Source organism: Streptomyces sp. NPDC059917 (assembly GCF_042730635.1).
Lineage (GTDB): Bacteria > Actinomycetota > Actinomycetes > Streptomycetales > Streptomycetaceae > Streptomyces.
In genome coordinates this window covers 18,276-35,741 of record NZ_JBHWLC010000081.1, presented here as the reverse complement: position 1 = coordinate 35,741, position 17,466 = coordinate 18,276, and the positions used below count along the sequence as shown (strand labels likewise).

At 73.5% G+C, this 17,466-nt stretch carries 19 protein-coding genes; 11 read left to right on the top strand and 8 right to left on the bottom strand.

The genetic code is table 11. The features are described from left to right. Positions 1-203 precede the first annotated feature (203 nt). Positions 204-905, bottom strand: a complete 702-nt coding sequence (locus ACFWAR_RS32685) for a VIT family protein (RefSeq protein ID WP_385785131.1) — start codon at positions 903-905, stop codon at positions 204-206. Between the two features lie 66 nt (positions 906-971). Between ACFWAR_RS32685 and ACFWAR_RS32680 the strand changes: the two genes are divergently transcribed. Both ACFWAR_RS32680 and ACFWAR_RS32675 read left to right on the top strand, forming a co-directional pair. Beyond that, a complete protein-coding gene (locus ACFWAR_RS32680) occupies positions 972-2,072 on the top strand; it encodes a PP2C family protein-serine/threonine phosphatase (protein WP_385785129.1) in 1,101 nt (366 codons plus the stop codon). A gap of 195 nt (positions 2,073-2,267) precedes the next feature. Then, entirely contained in the window at positions 2,268-3,032 is a 765-nt protein-coding gene (locus ACFWAR_RS32675; protein ID WP_385785126.1) for a polysaccharide deacetylase family protein, read from the top strand. A 29-nt stretch (positions 3,033-3,061) separates the two neighbouring features. Here the strand turns inward: ACFWAR_RS32675 and ACFWAR_RS32670 are convergent, their stop codons facing one another. Continuing rightward, the gene (locus tag ACFWAR_RS32670; protein WP_354383481.1) at positions 3,062-3,316 is read right to left on the bottom strand and encodes a hypothetical protein; all 255 of its coding nucleotides are present in this window, start codon (positions 3,314-3,316) and stop codon (positions 3,062-3,064) included. Positions 3,317-3,421: 105 nt separating this feature from the next. Here ACFWAR_RS32670 and ACFWAR_RS32665 point away from each other — a divergent pair, with 105 nt between their 5' ends. Both ACFWAR_RS32665 and ACFWAR_RS32660 read left to right on the top strand, forming a co-directional pair. Continuing rightward, positions 3,422-3,793, top strand: a complete 372-nt coding sequence (locus ACFWAR_RS32665; protein WP_385785122.1) for an ArsC/Spx/MgsR family protein — start codon at positions 3,422-3,424, stop codon at positions 3,791-3,793. 61 nt (positions 3,794-3,854) lie between these two features. Then, entirely contained in the window at positions 3,855-4,358 is a 504-nt protein-coding gene (locus ACFWAR_RS32660; protein ID WP_385785119.1) for a GNAT family N-acetyltransferase, read from the top strand. 638 nt (positions 4,359-4,996) lie between these two features. Here ACFWAR_RS32660 and ACFWAR_RS32655 read toward each other — a convergent pair. The 3 genes from ACFWAR_RS32655 to ACFWAR_RS32645 form a co-directional block, all read right to left on the bottom strand. Further along, entirely contained in the window at positions 4,997-5,212 is a 216-nt protein-coding gene (locus ACFWAR_RS32655; RefSeq protein WP_385785116.1) for a helix-turn-helix domain-containing protein, read from the bottom strand. Next, positions 5,212-5,697 (bottom strand): DUF2975 domain-containing protein, encoded by a 486-nt coding sequence (locus ACFWAR_RS32650; RefSeq protein WP_385785140.1) that lies wholly within the window; start codon positions 5,695-5,697, stop codon positions 5,212-5,214. The genes ACFWAR_RS32655 and ACFWAR_RS32650 overlap by 1 nt, the downstream gene beginning before the upstream one ends. Before the next feature lie 465 nt (positions 5,698-6,162). Next, positions 6,163-7,050 (bottom strand): alpha/beta fold hydrolase, encoded by an 888-nt coding sequence (locus tag ACFWAR_RS32645; RefSeq protein ID WP_385785113.1) that lies wholly within the window; start codon positions 7,048-7,050, stop codon positions 6,163-6,165. Between the two features lie 84 nt (positions 7,051-7,134). Between ACFWAR_RS32645 and ACFWAR_RS32640 the strand changes: the two genes are divergently transcribed. From ACFWAR_RS32640 to ACFWAR_RS32625, 4 genes are all read left to right on the top strand, one after another. Continuing rightward, entirely contained in the window at positions 7,135-7,614 is a 480-nt protein-coding gene (locus tag ACFWAR_RS32640; RefSeq protein WP_385785109.1) for a MarR family winged helix-turn-helix transcriptional regulator, read from the top strand. Further along, positions 7,611-9,035, top strand: a complete 1,425-nt coding sequence (locus ACFWAR_RS32635; RefSeq protein ID WP_385785106.1) for a PLP-dependent aminotransferase family protein — start codon at positions 7,611-7,613, stop codon at positions 9,033-9,035. The genes ACFWAR_RS32640 and ACFWAR_RS32635 overlap by 4 nt, the downstream gene beginning before the upstream one ends. 106 nt (positions 9,036-9,141) lie before the next feature. Continuing rightward, complete coding sequence (locus ACFWAR_RS32630) at positions 9,142-10,113, top strand: SMP-30/gluconolactonase/LRE family protein (RefSeq protein ID WP_385785103.1); 972 nt, start codon at positions 9,142-9,144, stop codon at positions 10,111-10,113. Between the two features lie 81 nt (positions 10,114-10,194). After that, a complete protein-coding gene (locus ACFWAR_RS32625) occupies positions 10,195-10,731 on the top strand; it encodes a hypothetical protein (RefSeq protein WP_385785101.1) in 537 nt (178 codons plus the stop codon). A 36-nt stretch (positions 10,732-10,767) separates the two neighbouring features. On the opposite strand, the gene ACFWAR_RS32620 is transcribed toward ACFWAR_RS32625, so the two are convergent. After that, complete coding sequence (locus ACFWAR_RS32620) at positions 10,768-11,706, bottom strand: Gfo/Idh/MocA family protein (protein WP_385785137.1); 939 nt, start codon at positions 11,704-11,706, stop codon at positions 10,768-10,770. 195 nt (positions 11,707-11,901) lie between these two features. Between ACFWAR_RS32620 and glnII the strand changes: the two genes are divergently transcribed. From glnII to ACFWAR_RS32605, 3 genes are all read left to right on the top strand, one after another. Beyond that, positions 11,902-12,921, top strand: a complete 1,020-nt coding sequence (gene glnII, locus ACFWAR_RS32615) for a glutamine synthetase (RefSeq protein WP_385785098.1) — start codon at positions 11,902-11,904, stop codon at positions 12,919-12,921. A 222-nt stretch (positions 12,922-13,143) separates the two neighbouring features. Next, positions 13,144-14,082: a DUF6891 domain-containing protein gene (locus ACFWAR_RS32610; protein WP_385785096.1), complete on the top strand. Its 939-nt coding sequence runs from the start codon at positions 13,144-13,146 to the stop codon at positions 14,080-14,082. Positions 14,083-14,427: 345 nt separating this feature from the next. Then, positions 14,428-15,054: a winged helix-turn-helix domain-containing protein gene (locus tag ACFWAR_RS32605; RefSeq protein ID WP_385785093.1), complete on the top strand. Its 627-nt coding sequence runs from the start codon at positions 14,428-14,430 to the stop codon at positions 15,052-15,054. Between the two features lie 123 nt (positions 15,055-15,177). Here the strand turns inward: ACFWAR_RS32605 and ACFWAR_RS32600 are convergent, their stop codons facing one another. Then, a complete protein-coding gene (locus ACFWAR_RS32600) occupies positions 15,178-16,626 on the bottom strand; it encodes a PepSY-associated TM helix domain-containing protein (protein WP_385785091.1) in 1,449 nt (482 codons plus the stop codon). Between the two features lie 61 nt (positions 16,627-16,687). Beyond that, entirely contained in the window at positions 16,688-17,410 is a 723-nt protein-coding gene (locus ACFWAR_RS32595; RefSeq protein WP_385785088.1) for a hypothetical protein, read from the bottom strand. Positions 17,411-17,466 lie beyond the last annotated feature (56 nt).

The following is a 17,466-nucleotide window of genomic DNA, read 5'->3' as shown; positions in this document are numbered from 1 at the left end:
GCCCCAGACCCCGCGCCTCAAACGCCGGCGAGGCTGAATCGGGCCGACCCGGGACAGGAAGCACCAAGCCCGGCGAGGCTGGGTTGGGCCGCTCCGGGGCTGGAGGCGCCAAGCCAGGCGAGGCTGACTCGGGCCGGGCCCGGGCTGGAGGCGCCAGGCCCGGCGAGGCCGGATTGGGCCGGGCCCGGGCTGGAGGCGCCACGCTACGTGGAGCCGAGCCAGGTGCCGACCGCGTAGGTCACGGTCATGGCCACGGCCCCGCCGAGCACGTTGCGCAGGACGGCCCGCGCCACCCCCGCCGACCCCAACCTCGCACTCACCCACCCGCACAACGCCAGCGCGCACAACACCGCCCCCACCGTCACCGGCACCCGCCACCCCACCCCCGGCAGCACGATCGCCAGCAGCGGCAGCACGGCCCCGATCGTGAACGCGACCAGGCTCGCCAGCGCCGCGTGCCACGGGTTCGCCAGCTCGTCCGGATTGATCCCCAGCTCCACCCGGGCGTGCGCCCGCAACGCGTCCCGCTCCGTCAGCTGCTGCGCGGCCTCCAGCGCCACCTCCTCGCTCAGGCCCCGCGCCTCCAGCAGCCCGGCCAGCTCCGCCAGCTCCGCCTCCGGTTCCTCCGCCAGCTCCCGCCGCTCCAGCTCCAGCGCGGCCCGCTCCGAGTCGCGCTGGGAGCTGACGGACACGTACTCCCCCGCCGCCATCGACAGCGAACCCGCCAGCAGCCCGGCGATCCCGGCCGTCAAGATGGCCGAGCGGCTCGTCGTCGCCCCGGCCACGCCCACCACGAGCCCGGCCGTGGAAATGATCCCGTCGTTGGCCCCGAGCACCCCGGCCCGCAACCAGTTGAGCCGGGTGCTGATGGCCCCGCTCTGCGATCCCTCGTCATCGTGCGTCACGGGTCCACTCTCCGGCACGCACCGGCCCGGCGTGCGCGCCCACGCCCCTGGCACCAGGGTGGAGAGGTGAGACGAGGACGCGAGCAACCTGGCTGGCTGCGCGGGGAGCCCCCGCCGCGCTGGGCCCGCTTCGCACCCGCCGTCGCCCTCGTGGTGCTCGTGGCCGCCCAGGCCCTGACCCCGGGCAACGTGGAGCTGGGGTTCTTCCTGGCCGGTCTGCCCCCGGTCGCGGCGTTCTCGTACGGGGCGACCGGCACCGCGTTCTTCGCCGCCCTGGTCCTGGCCCTGCTCGGCCTGCCGGGCCTCGGCGTCGGCCACGCCAGGGGCACCGACCTCGCCACCGTGGCCGCGATCGGCCTGCTCAGCGTGGTCATCGCCTGGGTGCGCAAACGCCGGGACGCCCAGCTGGTCAGCGTCCGGACAGTGGCGGAGGCGGCCCAGCTCGCCGTGCTCCCGCCCCCGCCGCCCGAGGTGGGCCCGGTCCGCTGCGCCGGGCTGTACCGGGCGGCCCAGCACGGCACCCTGGTCGGCGGTGACCTGTACGACGTACGGGCGGGCCCGCACGGGGTCCGCGCGCTCGTCGGGGACGTCCAGGGACACGGGCTGGCCGCGGTCGCCACGGTGGCGGCGCTGCTCGGCGCGTTCCGCGAGTCGGTGCTCGACGACTCCGGGCTGGCCGCGGTCGCCGCCCGCCTGGACCGCCGCCTGCGCACCGACGCCGAGAACGCGTCGGACGCCGAGCTGTTCGCGACCGCCCTGCTGCTGGAGTTCCCGCCCGCGCTGGACCTCGTACGGATCGTCTCCTGCGGCCATCCCCCGGCCCTGCTGCTGCGCCACGGCTCGGTCACCGAGCTGGCGGCCGAGCCGGGCCCGCCGCTGGGGCTGGGGCTGTGGGACCTCACCCCGCCACGGGTCAGCGTCACGGCGCTGCGCCCCGGGGACCGGCTGCTGCTGTACACCGACGGGGTCACCGAGGCCCGGGACGCGATCGGCGCGTTCTACCCGCTGGCCGACCGGGTACCGGCGCTCCTGGCGGGCACCCCGGCGGACCTCGTGGGGCTGACGGAGGCCGTGTGGCGGGACCTGGTGCGCTTCACCGACGGCGGCCCGCGGGACGACGTGGCCCTGCTCGTCCTGGCCGTCCCGGGGGCCGCGACGGGACGGTGAGGGGGCGGCGAGGGGGCGCGGGCGGGGCGCGGAGGGGGGACGATGACGACTCGGTCCTGATCATGTGACCAAACAACGACAACCACCCATTTGGGTCTTTTCTCATGTTTCCCTCGGTGATCACAGCTCACGCACCACCACCGATCCGGAAGCCGGGGAACGACCATGAGGGCACCGCACAAGTACAAGAGGCGCATGGCCGCGATCACGGCGGTCGCTGCCGCCGTCGCGCTGCTGACCGGCGCGGTCGTCCTCGGTACGGAGGACGACGACGGCGCGACGGGCCGCCCGGGCAGCAACGGTTCCGTCATCGAGGCCCCGGCCTCCGGCCTGGTCTCCTCGGACCTCGTCCACGCGGCCGAGGACACCGGGAAGGTGGTCAACCTGACCCTCGACGACGGTCCCGACCCGAAGTGGACCCCGAAGGCCCTCGCCCTCCTCAAGGAGTACGACGCCAAGGCGACCTTCTGCCTGACCGGCCCGAACGCGCGCAAGAACCCCGACCTGGTGAAGGAGATCACCGCGGCCGGCCACCGGCTCTGCGACCACTCGGTCAGCCACGACACCGGCATGGCGAAGAAGGACGTGGCGTACCAGGAGAAGGAGATCCTGGACGCCAAGAAGATGATCGACGACGCCTCCGGCGGCGAACGCCTCTGGTACTACCGCGCCCCGGGCGGCGCCTTCACCCCGCAGAGCCGCGAGATCGCCGCCGCGCACGGCATGGCGAACCTCGGCTGGAACGTCGACCCCAAGGACTTCGAGCGCCCCGGCACCGACAAGATCTTCGAGTCGGTGAAGGAGCAGCTGAAGACGAAGGGGCCCACGATCCTGATGCACGACGGCGGCGGCGACCGCACCCAGTCCATCGAGGCCCTCGGGAAGCTGCTGCCGTGGCTCAAGGAGCAGGGATACGGCTTCAGCTTCCCGAAGGTCCCCGGGACCGCCGGGGACTCGTAGGCACCCGGGGCCGCCGACGGCCGGTGGACTCAGCCGGCTTGGCGGATGAACGTCCGGACCATCCGGCAAGTGACGTTGGACGGCCGGTGGATGCCCACCCGCACCGCCATCGTGCGGATCTTCCGGTTCGTCGCGCGCTTGGCGTCGTACGTCCCCGTGTCGAGCAGGGAAATCGCCAGCCGCATCGCCTTGAGACGGCGGTTGTGGCTCTCGTACCACTCACGGGGCAGGCCCGCGGGCAGTGGCTTCTTCTTGGGCATCGAAATGATCGCGGCAGCGGCCATCTACAGCCTCCCAAACGGTAGTTGGCTTCCTGTCGTGCTTCCTCGATTTTACCGGGGACCACTGACAAAAGCCCCTGGCCAGACCGCCCTCGCTAGGCTTCGGCCATGGAGATCTGGATCAACCCCGCCTGCTCGAAGTGCCGCAGCGCGCTCACCCTCCTCGACGCCGAGGGCGCCGACTACACGGTGCGGCGCTACCTGGACGACGTACCGTCCGAGGACGAGATCCGCGCGGTGCTCGACCGCCTCGGCCTGGAGCCGTGGGACATCACCCGTACGTCCGACCCGCTCGCCAAGGAGACCGGCGCGAGGGAGCTGCCGCGCGAGGCGACCGACGCCGCGCGGGCCCGCTGGATCACCCACCTCGCGGCGCACCCGAAGCTGATCCAGCGCCCGATCATCACGGCCGACGACGGCACCGCCGTCGTGGCCCGCACGGACGAGGCCGTCCGCGAGGCCCTCTCCCGACGCGCCTGACCCGGGGCGGCGCCCGAACTCGCTGGCCAGAGGCGTCGGCGGGCGCGTAGCGTCGGTGCGCGTGACTCCTGACCTGCGCACCGCACGCCTCGCCCTGAACCCGTACGCACCCGAGGACGAAGAGGACTTCGTCGCCCTGTTCCAGGACGAGCGGGTGTCGCGGTGGATGGGCGAAGGGCCCGTGCCGGAGGCCGACGACCGGGCCCTGTTCGGGCGGATCTTCACGAAGGTCTACGCCGACGGGCTCTTCGACGTCTGGGCCGTCCGCCGCGACGGCCGCCTCGTGGGCCACGCCGAGATCAAGCCCACCACCGAGAGCGGCGGCCACGAGATCATCTACGCCCTTTCCCCCGACGCCTGGGGCGCGGGCCTGGGCACCGAGATCGCCGAGGCGCTCCTCGCGTACGCCGCCACCACCCTCGCCCTGACCGAGGTCCACGCCACGGTGGCCGCGGAGAACACGGCCTCCCTGGCCCTGCTGGCCCGCCTCGGCTTCACGCACACCAAGGACATCCCCGAAGAGGACGGCAGCACGACCCGGCTGCTGAGTCGGGCGGTGGGGTAGGGGGGGCGGCTTGGCGGGGGCTGGGCGGTGGCTGGGCGGTGGTGGGCGCGGCTTCGCCGCGTTTGCCTGCGGCTTCGCGTATCCGGGGTCGGGGAGGTTCCGGGGGCTGCCCGCCAGTTCAACTGTCTCTCCGCGCCGGTGCGACCTGTCAAGGGCGCTCCCTGCGGTCGCGTCGCTGCGCGATGGCCTACGGCCACCCTTGACAGGCCACCCCGTCACGGAAAGCCAAGAACTGTCGGGAAGCCCCCGAAGGAACGGCAGGGGGACCGATATCTCCGATCGGGGTTCCGGGCGATGGGGCGGGGGCCCTGGGTGCGGCCTCTGCCGCGCCCTCCGGGCGTACAGACCACAGACACGCCCTCAGATCGCTACGCGCTCCTCCGAGAGAAGCGTCTGCGGGCTGTTGGGAGCTGATGGGGGCTGATGGGTGGTGATGGGTGGTGCGGGAGGGCTGGAAGCTCGGCTCAACCGAGCAGGAGACGGGTCTGGTGACGGCGGGCCCTCAACAGCCCACCAAAATGCCCCTTTTGGTGGGCTTTACGACTCCCACTTAGCGGCGGACGAGGCTCAGGGCGGTCCCATGCTCGGTCTCGTCGAGCATTCGGCCCGGACAGGCGACGGACGCGTCCCGGGAGGTGTCACATCGTCGTCTCGCCCTCCCAGCGGAGCAGGTCGCCGGGTTGGCATTCCAGCGCCTCGCAGAGTGCGGCGAGTGTCGCGAAGCGCACTGCCTTGGCGCGGCCGTTCTTGAGCACCGCCAGGTTGGCGGGCGTGATTCCCACTCGCTCCGCGAGGTCGCCCACGGACATCTTCCGCCTGGCCAGCATCACGTCGATGTCGACGACGATCGGCATCAGATCACCTCGTCCAACTCGGCCTGCATCTGCGATGCTTCGACGTCGCGCGCGACCGCTTGGACGAGCAGCATCCGCAGTACGAGCACGATGAGCGCCACGCCCAGGATGGCCAGGCCGATCCCGCCCATGATGACCGTGACACCCGGATCCTCCCTCTGGCCGGGCGCGTTGATCGCCGTGACCACGAACCACAGGAGGGAAAGCGCCACGATCGCACCGATCACGGCGTCCACGTACCGGAAGGCCGCGTGGGAGAAGACGGTTCCACGACGCACCATCGTCACCAACCGCCACACACTGACCAGGGCGACTTGGGCCGCCACCATGCCCAGGATCACGATCACCCGCATCGGAGTCAGCGGAAGCGACTCGTCGTCCGCCCCGGTGACCAACACCCACACCATCCCCACCTGCACGAGCAAGGTGCCGGTGAGCACCACCGCGAGCACAGCCCGAAGCGCACTCACTGCCAGTTTCCCCATGACCGATCCTCCCATCGACTTACGATGAAAATCTATCGAAAATCGATAGGTCGAGCAAGACTCCCAGCCCCACACAGCCCGCAGACGCTTCTCTCGGAGGAGCGCGTAGCGATCTGAGGGCGTGTCTGTGGCCTTTACGCCCGGAGGGCGCGGCAGAGGCCGCACCCAGGGCCCCCGCCCCATCGCCCGGAACCCTGGGTGATGGTCTAGGTCCCCCCTGCCCTTCCTTCGGGGGCTTCCCGACAGTTCTTGGCTTTCCGTGACGGGGTGGCCTGTCAAGGGTGGAGCGCAGCGACATCGCGTAGCGACGCGACCGTAGGGAGCGCCCTTGACAGGTCGCACCGGCGCGGAGAGACAGTTGAACTGGCGGGCAGCCCCCGGAACCTCCCCGACCCCGCCCCCGCGAAGCACCCGCCCAACGCGGCGAAGCCGCGCCGCCCACCCCCGCCCAGCCGCGACGCCCCCCTACCCCACCACCCGCCGCACCAACTCCATCGCCGCCGTGAACGGGAGGGCGTGGTGGGAGGTTCCGGGGAGTACGGCGACCAGCGCGTCCGGCAGTGCCTCGGCGGCGGCGCGTGCCGCGCGATCGGCGGCGTGGCAGCGGGCCTCCCCGGCGAAGAGCGCCAGTACCGGCACCCCCGCGCCCAGCACCGGGCGCGGCCCCGTCACCGGACGGGTGGTCGGGAAGCCTGCGGCGGCCGTGCGCAACCGCAGCCAGGCCGGGTCGAGTGCGGCGCCCCCGGTCTCCCAGGCCAGGAAGGAGCGGATCCGCTCCGGCGTGGGGCGCAGCAGCATCGGCAGGGCCCGCGCCACGTAGCCGGGGCGCAGCCCGGCGAACACCTGGGTGGGGTCGAGCAGCACCAGCCGCCGCAGGCGTTCGGGGCGCCGGGCGGCGTAGTGGGCGGCGATCCATCCGCCGTAGGAGTAGCCGCCGAGCTCCACGACCTCCTCCCCCAGCCCGTCGAGGACGGCGTCGAGCCAGGCGACCAGGTCCTCCACCGTGCGCAGCGGCCGCCCCTCGGCCGGCGTGCTCAGGCCGGGTTCGCCCACCAGGTCCACGGCGTGCACCCGGCGTTCCCGTGCGAGCCCGGCCCGCAGGCACTCCCCCCACACCAGGGACGAGGTGCCGCCGCCGGGGAGCAGCACCAGCGGCAACGCCCCCCGCGGGCCGATGCTGTTGACGCGGGTGGAGCCATAGGGAGTCGCGAGCGAGCGCACGTCGATCACCTCCGACCCGGCCACCGCCCCGCCCTCCGCTCCGGGCCACCGTCGGAGCGCCTCTTCGTAAGCAGCACGGAAGGCGGTGCGGAAGTCGGCGGCACCGACATCGGCGCCGGAGCGTTCGGGCATGATGATCGACCCCATCCCCTCGGTGAGCGATAATCTCGCTCAGCGAGATATATCTGTCCGTGCCGGATCCTAGGCGGAGGCACCATGCCCGACAACCCCAACCCGGCCCCGGACCGCACCCCCGAGCCCGACCCCGACCTCCTGGAGCCGGTCCACCTGCTCCGGGCCGTCTCCGTCGAGTTCGGGCTGCGTCAGGCGGAGTTCGGGGCCGCCCACGGCATGCACCCGACCGATGTCCGGGCCCTGATCTGCCTGCTGGACGCGGCGCGCGCGGGCGAGAGTGCGACGGCGGGGCTGCTGGCCGCTCGGCTCGGGCTCAACTCGGCCGGGACGACCGCCGTGATCGATCGGTTGGAGCGGCTCGGCCACGTCACCCGGAGCCGGGACCGGGTCGACCGGCGCCGGGTGCTGCTCCAGGTCTCCCCCGGGGCCGTGCGGCTGGGCCGGGCCGCCTTCGGCCCGCTGATCGACGGGCTGGTCGAACTCCTCGGCGGCTTCGACCCCGCCGAGCGCGCCGCCGTCACCCGGTTCCTGAGCGCCGCACGAACGGCCCTCGCCCCGTGACCGGCCGCCCGCCCCGCGACCCGTCCCCGGCCTCCGGGGCCATCACCGGCGCCGACCTGCACCTGGACCTCCCGCCGGACGGCCCCCGGCGGACGGCGCTCGCCAGGGCGTTGCGCGACGCCGTCCGCAGCGGCCGGTTGGCGGCCGGGACGCGGCTGCCGCCGTACCGTTCCCTCGCCGCCGACCTCGGGGTGGCCCGGGGCGCGGTCTCCGACGCCTACGCCGAGTTGGTCGCCGAGGGGTGGTTCACCGCCCGCCAGGGCTCCGGGACCCGGGTCGCCGAGGGGGTGCCGGTGCGTCCGGCGCGTCCCGCGTCCGGGCCGGCGCCGGCGCCCCGGGCGCACGCGTACGACCTGACCCAGGGCAAGCCCGATCCCGCCTCCTTCCCGCGCGGCGCCTGGTCCGCGAGCGCCCGCCGGGCCCTGGCCGCGGCGCCGGACGACGCCTTCGGGCCCGGGGATCCGCGGGGGCGCCCGGAGCTGCGGCGGGCGCTGGCCGAGTACCTGGCGCGGGCGCGGGGGGTGCGTACCGACGCGGAGCACGTCGTCGTCTGCGCGGGTTTCGCCAACGGCCTGCGCCTGCTGGCGGGGGTGCGGCCGCGGGACTGGGCGGTGGAGGAGTACGGGCTGCCGTTCCACCACGGGATCCTGGCCGCCGCTGGCGTGCGCCCGCACGCGGTCCCCCTGGACGGGGACGGGGCCCGGACCGACGCGCTGCCGGATCGGGCGCGTACGGTCCTGCTCACCCCGGCCCACCAGTTCCCGACCGGCGGGCCGCTGCTCCCGGCGCGCCGGACGGCGGCCGTGGAGTGGGCGCGCTCCACCGGCGGCGTGGTCCTGGAGGACGACTACGACGGGGAGTTCCGCTACGACCGCAAGCCGGTCGGCGCCCTGCAGGGCCTGGCTCCGGAGCAGGTGGTGCACGCGGGCTCGCTGAGCAAGAGCCTCTCCCCCGCCCTGCGGCTGGGCTGGCTGGTCCTGCCGGGCGCGCTGGTGGGGCAGGTGGTGGCGGCGAAGGGCCTGCGGGAGTCCTGGACGAGCGCCGTGGACCAGCTGGCCTTCGCCGACTTCCTGGACTCGGGCGGCTACGACCGGCACGTCCGCCGCATGCGCCACCGCTACCGCGACCGCCGCGACCACCTGGCCGCCACCTTGGCCCGGCGGGCCCCGCACGTCCGGGTCACGGGGATCGCGGCGGGCCTGCACGCCGTCCTCGCGCTCCCCCCGGGCACGGAGTCCGCGGCCCTGGCGGCGGCACGGGGGGCGGGGCTGCTGCTGGACGGCCTGTCGGAGTACCGCCACCCCGCGGCCGGACCCCTCGGGAACGCCCGGGACGGGCTGGTCGTGGGCTACGCGGGCTTGGGCGACCGGGGGTTCGCGGAGGCCGTCGAGGTCTTGGCGGGGGCGCTGGGCCGCATGTGATCCACGACTCCTCGTTCGAATCGATCTTGCATAGGCAGGATGCCATCTTGCATTGTTCCCATTGAGCCGAAGGATGTTCGGCATCTCACGTGGAGGGGACACGCACATGACCACCTATGCGACCAGCGGGCGTCCGGCGCTGTACGAGATGTTCGACGAGCGGTTCCGGACCGGCCGGTGCATGAACGGCGACGCCGACCTCGAAGTCCTCCACACCGGCTGCCGGTGGGCCGAAGGGCCCGTCTACCTGCCCGCCTGGCGGCAGTTGGTGTGGAGCGACATCCCCAACGACCGGATGCTGCGCTGGGACGAGGAGACCGGCGCCGTCAGCACCTTCCGCCGCTCGGCCGGGCACACCAACGGCAACACCCTCGACCGGCAGGGCCGCCTGATCACCTGCGAGCAGGGCAACCGCCGGGTGACCCGGACCGAACACGACGGCACCCTCACGGTGTTGGCCGACCGCTGGCAGGGCAAGCGCCTGAACAGCCCGAACGACGCGACGGTCCGGTCCGACGGCTCGATCTGGTTCTCCGACCCCGACTTCGGCATCACCAGCGACTACGAGGGCCACCGCGCGCAGAGCGAGATCGGCGCCAACAACGTCTACCGCGTCGACCCGGGCACCGGCGACGTACGGCTGGTCGCCGACGGCTTCGGCGCCCCCAACGGCCTCGTCTTCTCGCCCGACGAGCGGCGGCTCTTCGTCTCCGACACCCGGGCCGGGCGCATCCGCGTCTTCGACGTGCGCGAGGACGGCACCCTGTCGGACGGCGCCGTCTTCGCCGAGGCCGGGGCCCGCGACGGGGCCCGCTTCGACAACCTCCGCTTCGACGACGGCGGGCGGCTCTGGGTGGCCGCCATGGACGACGGGGTCCACTGCTACGACCCCGACGGCACCCTCATCGGACGGCTGCGCGTCCCCGAGGCGGTGTCCAACATCGCGTGGGGCGGGGCCAAGCGCAACCGGCTCTTCATCACGGCCGAGACCAGCCTCTACTCCGTGGTCATGGCCGTCACCGGCACCCACCCGACCGGCCCGGGCCACCGCCCCTGGCTCGACGCGGGCACCCGATGACGCCGCCGACTCCCGACCTCGTACGCTGATCACCACATAAGGGATCTCTGGCCACAAAAGGACACCACCCGAAGGACACCGATGAGCGACATCACCTCCGCCGCGCCCGCCCCCGCGTCCCCGCCGCCGCTCCCCCGACCCCACCGGGGCGCCGATTGGATGTTCGGCGGGGTCTACGGGACGGTGCTGGCCAGCGGACTGCTGGCGGCGCTGGACCAGAAGGGCGGCGAGTCCACTCCGTACTACGACGCCAGCTGGGTGCTGGTGACCGCCGCGACCGCCGCCCTCGCGCACGGGTACTCGCACCACATGACCACCCACCGGGACGGCTCGGCGGGCCACCGGTGGCGGCTGTTGTCGCGGGCGATGTTCAACGAGTGGCCGATGATCGCGGCCACCCTGCCCACCGTGGTCCTGCTGCTGCTGGCCGACGCCATCGGCTGGGACTCGCACGGGGTGACGGCCGTCGGGCTCGGCCTGAACACCGCGCTGCTCTTCGCGTGGGGGGCCGTGGTCGCGATCCGGGTGGGCTACCGGCTGAGCTCGGCGCTGCTGATCGGAGCGGCGGACGCCACGATCGGACTCGTGATCATCGTGGCGAACGCGCTCATCAAATAGCGGCCGCAGCCGCCCCCGCGCCCTACCTGACGCGTCCTACGCCCAGACCTGGGACTCCGCCTCCGCGAGGATCTCGGTCAGGCGGGCCCCGAAGGCCGCGTCCCGCGGATCGGGCGCGCCCGTGCGCGCCGAGGTCAGCAGGGCGTCCAGGGCGCGGCCGTAGGCGCCCGGTACGTCGCTCCAGTCCGGGAGGGCGTGGACGCCGGCCGCGCCGCGCAGTTCCAGGCCGACCCCGGCGGCGGCGGCGGGGGCGCCGAGGCTGAGGGTGGCCGTGCTGGACGCGCCGGAGGTGTGCAGGAGGGCCAGCTGGACGACGTCGGAGGGGCCGCGCGCGGCGGTGACCCGGACCACGTCGCCCAGGACGGGGATCAGGACGGACAGGGCGTGCGGGCCCACGTCCCACAGGCCGCCCTTCTCCTTGCGCCAGGGCGAGTCGGCGTACGCGCTGGGCGCGCCGTCGGGCGGGAAGACCGCGCCGAGCCAGTGGGCGGCGGCGGTGAACCAGCCGTCGCGGGCGGCCTGTTCCTCGACCCAGCGGGCGGTGGGCTGGGCGAAGCGCAGGGTGAGGAAGACGACGGAGGCGACCTGGTGGCGCGCGGCGGCTTCGGCCACGGCGCGGGCCTGCTCCACGTCGGTGGCCACCGGTTTGTCGAGCAGCAGGTGGCAGCCGGCGGCGGCCGCGCGGACGGCCAGGGGGGCTTGGACGTCGGGGGGCAGCGCGAAGGCCACGACGTCACAGTCGGCGAACAGGGCGTCGGGGTCTTCGTACACCTTCACCCCGTACTCGCCCGCCAGTTCGGCGGCGGCCTCGGGTCGTCGTCCCCAGATCCCGGCGAAGGTGGAGCCGGTGTGCGCGGCCAGGGCCGGGGCGTGGGTGCGGCGGGCCCAGGGGCCCGTACCGAGCAGGCCCACGCGGGGCGGGCGACCGCCGGGCAGGTCGGAGCCGTCACTTGCGGAAGTCAAATCATACGAAATGCTCACGCGCTCAGTCTGCCCGACGCGCACGCCGCCCGGGCGGACGCACGCCCACGCGTCCCCGCGCCCCGCCCCGGGCCGTAAACACCGGTAACACGGGGTTCACACATGGGCAACGGAAGAGAAATCGCGAGCGGGCACGCTGCGGTCATCACCGCAGTCAGCGCAGTACCCGCAGAGTCTGAGGACGGTCCCGTGAGCTACAAGGCTGAGTACATCTGGATCGACGGCACCGAGCCGACGGCCAAGCTTCGCTCCAAGACGAAGATCATGTCGGACGGCGACGAGCTGCCGATCTGGGGCTTCGACGGATCGAGCACGAACCAGGCCGAGGGCCACGCCTCCGACCGGGTGCTCCAGCCGGTGTTCTCCTGCCCGGACCCGATCCGCGGCGGAGCCAACCTCCTCGTCCTGTGCGAGGTGCTGAACATCGACATGACCCCGCACGAGTCGAACACCCGCGCCCTGCTGCGCCCGGTCGCCGAGAAGCACGCCGCGCAGGAGTCGATCTTCGGCATCGAGCAGGAGTACACCTTCTTCGACGGCATCCGCCCCCTCGGCTTCCCGGTCGGCGGCTTCCCCGCGGCCCAGGGCGGCTACTACTGCGGTGTCGGCGCCGACGAGATCTTCGGCCGCGAGATCGTCGAGAAGCACCTCGACCACTGCCTCGCGGCCGGCCTGAGCATCTCCGGCATCAACGCCGAGGTCATGCCCGGCCAGTGGGAGTTCCAGGTCGGCCCGGTGGGCCCGCTGGAGGTCTCCGACCAGCTGTGGATCGCGCGCTGGCTGCTCTACCGCACGGCCGAGGACTTCAACGTCTCGGCGACCCTGAACCCCAAGCCGGTCAAGGGCGACTGGAACGGCGCGGGCGCGCACACCAACTTCTCGACCAAGGCGATGCGCGAGGACTACCGCGCGATCATCACCGCCTGCGAGTCGCTGGGCGAGGGCTCCAAGCCGCTGGACCACGTCAAGCACTACGGCGCCGGCATCGACGAGCGGCTGACCGGTCTGCACGAGACCGCCCCCTGGAACGAGTACAGCTACGGCGTCTCCGACCGCGGCGCCTCGGTCCGCATCCCGTGGCAGGTGGAGAAGGACGGCAAGGGCTACATCGAGGACCGCCGCCCGAACGCCAACGTCGACCCCTACGTGGTGACCCGCCTGATCGTGGACACCTGCTGCACCGCCCTGGAGAAGGACGGCCTGGTCTGAGACCGGCCCGCCCGCTGACGACGGCGCCCAACGACCCCCGCGACCGCGGCGGGTCGGCGGGCGCCTTTGTCAGTGGGCCGTGCCACCGTGGTTCCCATGACGGGGACCACGGGGATCACGGGAACGACAGGTACGACAGGTACGAGGAGTACGACAGGTACGACGAGTACGCCGAGTACGCCGAGGCCGACGGGGGCGCCGTCGGGGCCGACCGGGGCGACGTTGGCGATCAGGATCGGGACGGAGCTCGGCGAGGCCCACGTACGGCCCGGGCACGGCGAGTTGGAGCGGCTGGCGGAGCGCATCGGCGCGGACGGGGACCGCTTCCTCGTCGTCGAACGGATCCCGAGCGATCCCGACGTGTACGTGCAGGTCTGGCACGAGGCGGCGGACGCCGGGCCGCGGACCTACCAGTTGGAGTACCGGGACGGTGACCCCGGGCGACACTTCCGCGCGTACCCGCACAGCGCCCGGGAGGTCGGCGCGGTGCTGGCCGGTTGGGCGCGCGGGGACGCGGACTGGGACCTGGGGACGGTCTGGGAGCACGTCCCCCTCCCGGCGGCGCGGACGGCCCCGCCGCTCGACGCCGCCGTGCGCGGGGAGTTGGAGCAGCGGGTCCGCCTCGCGCTGCGGTGCGGTTACGACGGGCGGCCGGAGCTGACCGAGCTGGCCGAGGACTACTTGGTGGACGGTCCGGTGCGACCGGTCTCCGGGGCGCAGGCCGCCGAGCTGGTGTTGCGACTGTGGCGGGAGCGGGTCGCGGAGCAGGCGGGCTGGGTCGGCGAGACCGATCCCGAGCGCGTGTCGCGGGCGTTCGCGGCGCTGGAGGACGCGGGGATCACCGCCCGGGAGGACTTCGCCTGTTGCCGGGGCTGCGGCCGCGCGGAGATCCGGGGCGTCGGGGCCGAAGGGGCGCGCGGCTTCGTCTTCTTCCACCGCATGTGCACCGAGGGCGCGGCGCAGGGCGGTGACCTCATCCTGATCTACGGGAGCTTCGGGGCGGGCGGGGAGACGGGGTGGGACGAGGCCTCGACCGCGGCGGTGGGCCGCGAGGTGGTCGCCGCCCTGGCGGCGGTGGGGCTGCGGTGCCTCTGGGACGGATCCGCCCATGATGCGATACGCGTGACGGATCTGGACTGGCGCAAGCGGCTGGCCCGTTGACGGTTTGTCCGGTATTGATGCGGTGCCGTGCGGCCATGATCACGGAATATGAGATTCCGATCCAGCAGGTGAGACGGGGTCTGCCCTGCGCCCCCGACATCTGCTTGAATGGCCGCATGGCCGGCTACCCGCATCACTCCTCGACAGGTCGCAGCGACCTCGAGCCGTTCTGGCCTTCCCGTCAGGATCACGATTTCGACCGGGTGTGTTGCCGCGCGAAGAACGCGCCGGCCCTCTAAAGCCTTCCGGAACCTCTGCAACAGACCTTCCCGAAGGCCTTCGGTCTGCGCGGTACGACGACGCACGTCTCCTGCCGACTCCCCCGCGTGAAAGAGCTGACCACTCATGGCGAACACCCGTACCCTCTCCACCGCCGCCACCGCTGCGACCGCCCACCGCCCCTACCCGCCCAGTACGAACCCCAGCCCCCGCCACCGGCTGCGCGCCGTCGACCGGGACGAGGTCGCCCGCGTGGTGGACCTGCTGCCGCCCGGCGCCACCTGGCTGCCCGCGCCCCAGCACACCGTGCCGACGCTGCCGGGCCAGCCGCCGATGGTCGGCTACCTGGTGCTCGTACCGGCCGATCACCAGCAGCCGCCGATCGCCTTCGCCCCCTCCCCCTTCGCCACGGCCCCCTTCGGCCCGGGCACCCCGGCCGGGGCGACGACCGCCGCCCCGGCCATCACGGGCGACGCGCTCGTCCGGATCGACTCCGAGCAGCGCACGGCCGAGGTCGACGGCGAGGTGCTGGACCTGACGTACCTGGAGTTCGAGCTGCTGGCGCACCTGGTGGCGAACCCGCACCGGGTGCACAGCCGTGACCAGCTGGTCACCACCGTGTGGGGCTACGGTCACGTCGGCGACGGCCGGACCGTGGACGTCCACATCGCCCGGCTGCGCCGCAAGCTGGGCGCGGCGAACCGCGGCGCGATCCAGACCGTGCGCCGGGTGGGCTACAAGTACGCCCCCTGAGCGCTCGTGCGCAGTCGGCCGAAGTGAACTGAACTGGTACCGACGGTGGGCCCGTGCTTCGCGAGGGGAGGCACGGGTCCACCGTTCGTCCGTACGGGCCCCGTACGGGGCCCCGCGCGGAACCTACGCCGGCGCCCCGCGCCGGGCCTTGGCCCGGCCGACCGCGCCGAGGACCATGTCGACGGCCAGGAAGCCCAGCAGGCTGATGCCCAGCAGCGGCACGAACCAGCCGACCACGGCCGTCACCGCGGCCAGCGGCAGCAGCACCGTCAGCGGCGCCTTGCGCCAGGCGCCGCGCGGCTGGGCCCGGCCCACGGACAGCGCGCGGTCCTTGGTCGGTCGGCGCAGCCACCACATCCGGTAGCCCCAGAAGACCAGGAACATCAGGGCGAGTCCGAGCGCCGCCAGCGCGAGCTGGTTGACCAGCCCGAACAGCAGCCCCATGTGCCCGTCGATGCCGAAGCGGGTCAGCTTGGCGAGCAGCGGGTAGTCGGCGAAGCGCAGCTCGTCCATGACCGCGCCGTCGGCGGGGTCGACGGAGACCGCGTCGAGGTGGACCGGGACCGTGCGGTCCCGCTCCTTGATGACGTACCCCTTGCCCTGGGCGGGCAGGGTCACCTGGAGCTGCTCGGTGACCCCGGCCGCGCGGGCGGCCTCGACGGCCTTGTCTATGCCGACGTCGGGACCGACGGGCATGATCATCTGGCCGTTGGCGTCGATCTTGTGGTTCGCGTGCTCGTCGCCGCCGTCGTCGGCGCCGCCCTTGAGCTTGGCGGAGACGGACGGCGTGGCGCCGCCCAGCCGGTCCTGGAGCTGCCCGATGTTCTCACCGGCGTACTTCGACCAGGTCAGGCCGGTGGCCGACAGAGCCACCAGGCCCACGACGGCCCACAGGCCGACGGTGCCGTGCCACGACAGGGTGCGGCGGCGGCCGGTGGCCGAGCGGTCCGGCAGGACCAGGTCCGCCCGGCGCTTGCGCGTCCGGCCGATCCACAGCGCGAGTCCGCCGAGGGCGACGACCCAGAGCCAGCTCGCGGCCAGCTCGCTGTAGTTGCGCCCGATCTCGCCGAGTTGGAGGTTGGAGTGGAAGGCGCTGAGCCAGGCGCGCAGCGGCAGCGCGTCGCCGCTCGTGGTCAGCTGGCCGCGTACGTCGCCGGTGTAGGGGTCGACGAAGACGGTGAGCGTCTCGCCGTCCGCGAGCCCGGGGCTCTTCATGATCACCCGGGTGGTGGCGTCCGCCTCCGGCGCCGGCCAGACGCCGGTGACCTCGGCCTTGGGCGCGGCGCCCTTGGCCGCCTCGACCTGTGCGCTGAGCGGCAGGACGTGCTGGCCGACCCGGGCGACGGTCAGCTCGTCGGAGTAGACCACCTTCTCCGCCTGGAAGGAGAGGGCGTACATCAGCCCCGTCGCGGCGGCGACGAAGAGCAGCGGGGCCACGAGCAGCCCGGCGTAGAAGTGCATGCGCAGGACGAGCGGGCGCAGGCCCGCCCAGGCGCCGCGCCGCCGGATCTCGGGGGTGGGTGCGGGAGGGGCGGCAGGGGCGCCGGCGTCTCTGAGTTCTTCAATGGACATGACGGTCCTAGGTGTTGGCGAAGACAGGGGGAAGCGGCCCCAGGTCTCGCCGGATCGCCGGTCAGGCGCAGGCAGGACGGCCGGGGGCCGTGGCTCGGGTGGTCGGCCACCCGGGTGGTCCCCGCCGGACGGCGTCATGGGCGTGGACGGCCCCGCGCAGCGCGCGCGGCGGCTCCGGCGTGCGGGGGCGCACGGGGCGTGCGGGCGTGTGGGGGCGGTGCGCCCCCACGAGCGCCAGCGCCCGGCGCAGCGGCGAGGCCGCGACGACGGCGAGCGAGCCGAGCGCGCGGGCGAGCCGGAAGACGGCGGCTTCGCCCCAGGCGAGCCAGATCGCGCAGAACAGCGCGGCCAGCACGTGGGCGGCGATCATGCCGAACCCGCCGTGCCCGGCCATGGCCCCCATGCCCGACATGGCGTCCATGCCCTGCACGGCGTCCATCCCGGGCATCGCGTCCATGCCCGGCACGGCGTCCGTCCCGGGCAGGGCGGCGAGGTCCGCCGCGGCGCCGTGGTGCGCGCCCGCGGCGCCGTGGTGCATGCCGGCCATGCCCGGCATGTCGATCACGGGCCCCGTGGATGCCGCGGCCGTCGCGGGCGCCGGGGCCGCGGCCCCGTGCGGCTCGCCCAGCGCGGAGAAGATCAGGTGGAGCACGCCCTGTACGGCGACCAGCGCGGCCCCGATGGCCACGCCCCCGCGCCGCCGCCCGGCACCCAGCCAGGCGAGGGAGCCCGTCACCCCGAACGCGGCCAGGAGGCCGGCAGCCGGAATGTCATGGCCAGACATGTACGAATGCCCCAATGCAGCCAAAGCGACACACACCGCCGCGAACATCGCGGCCC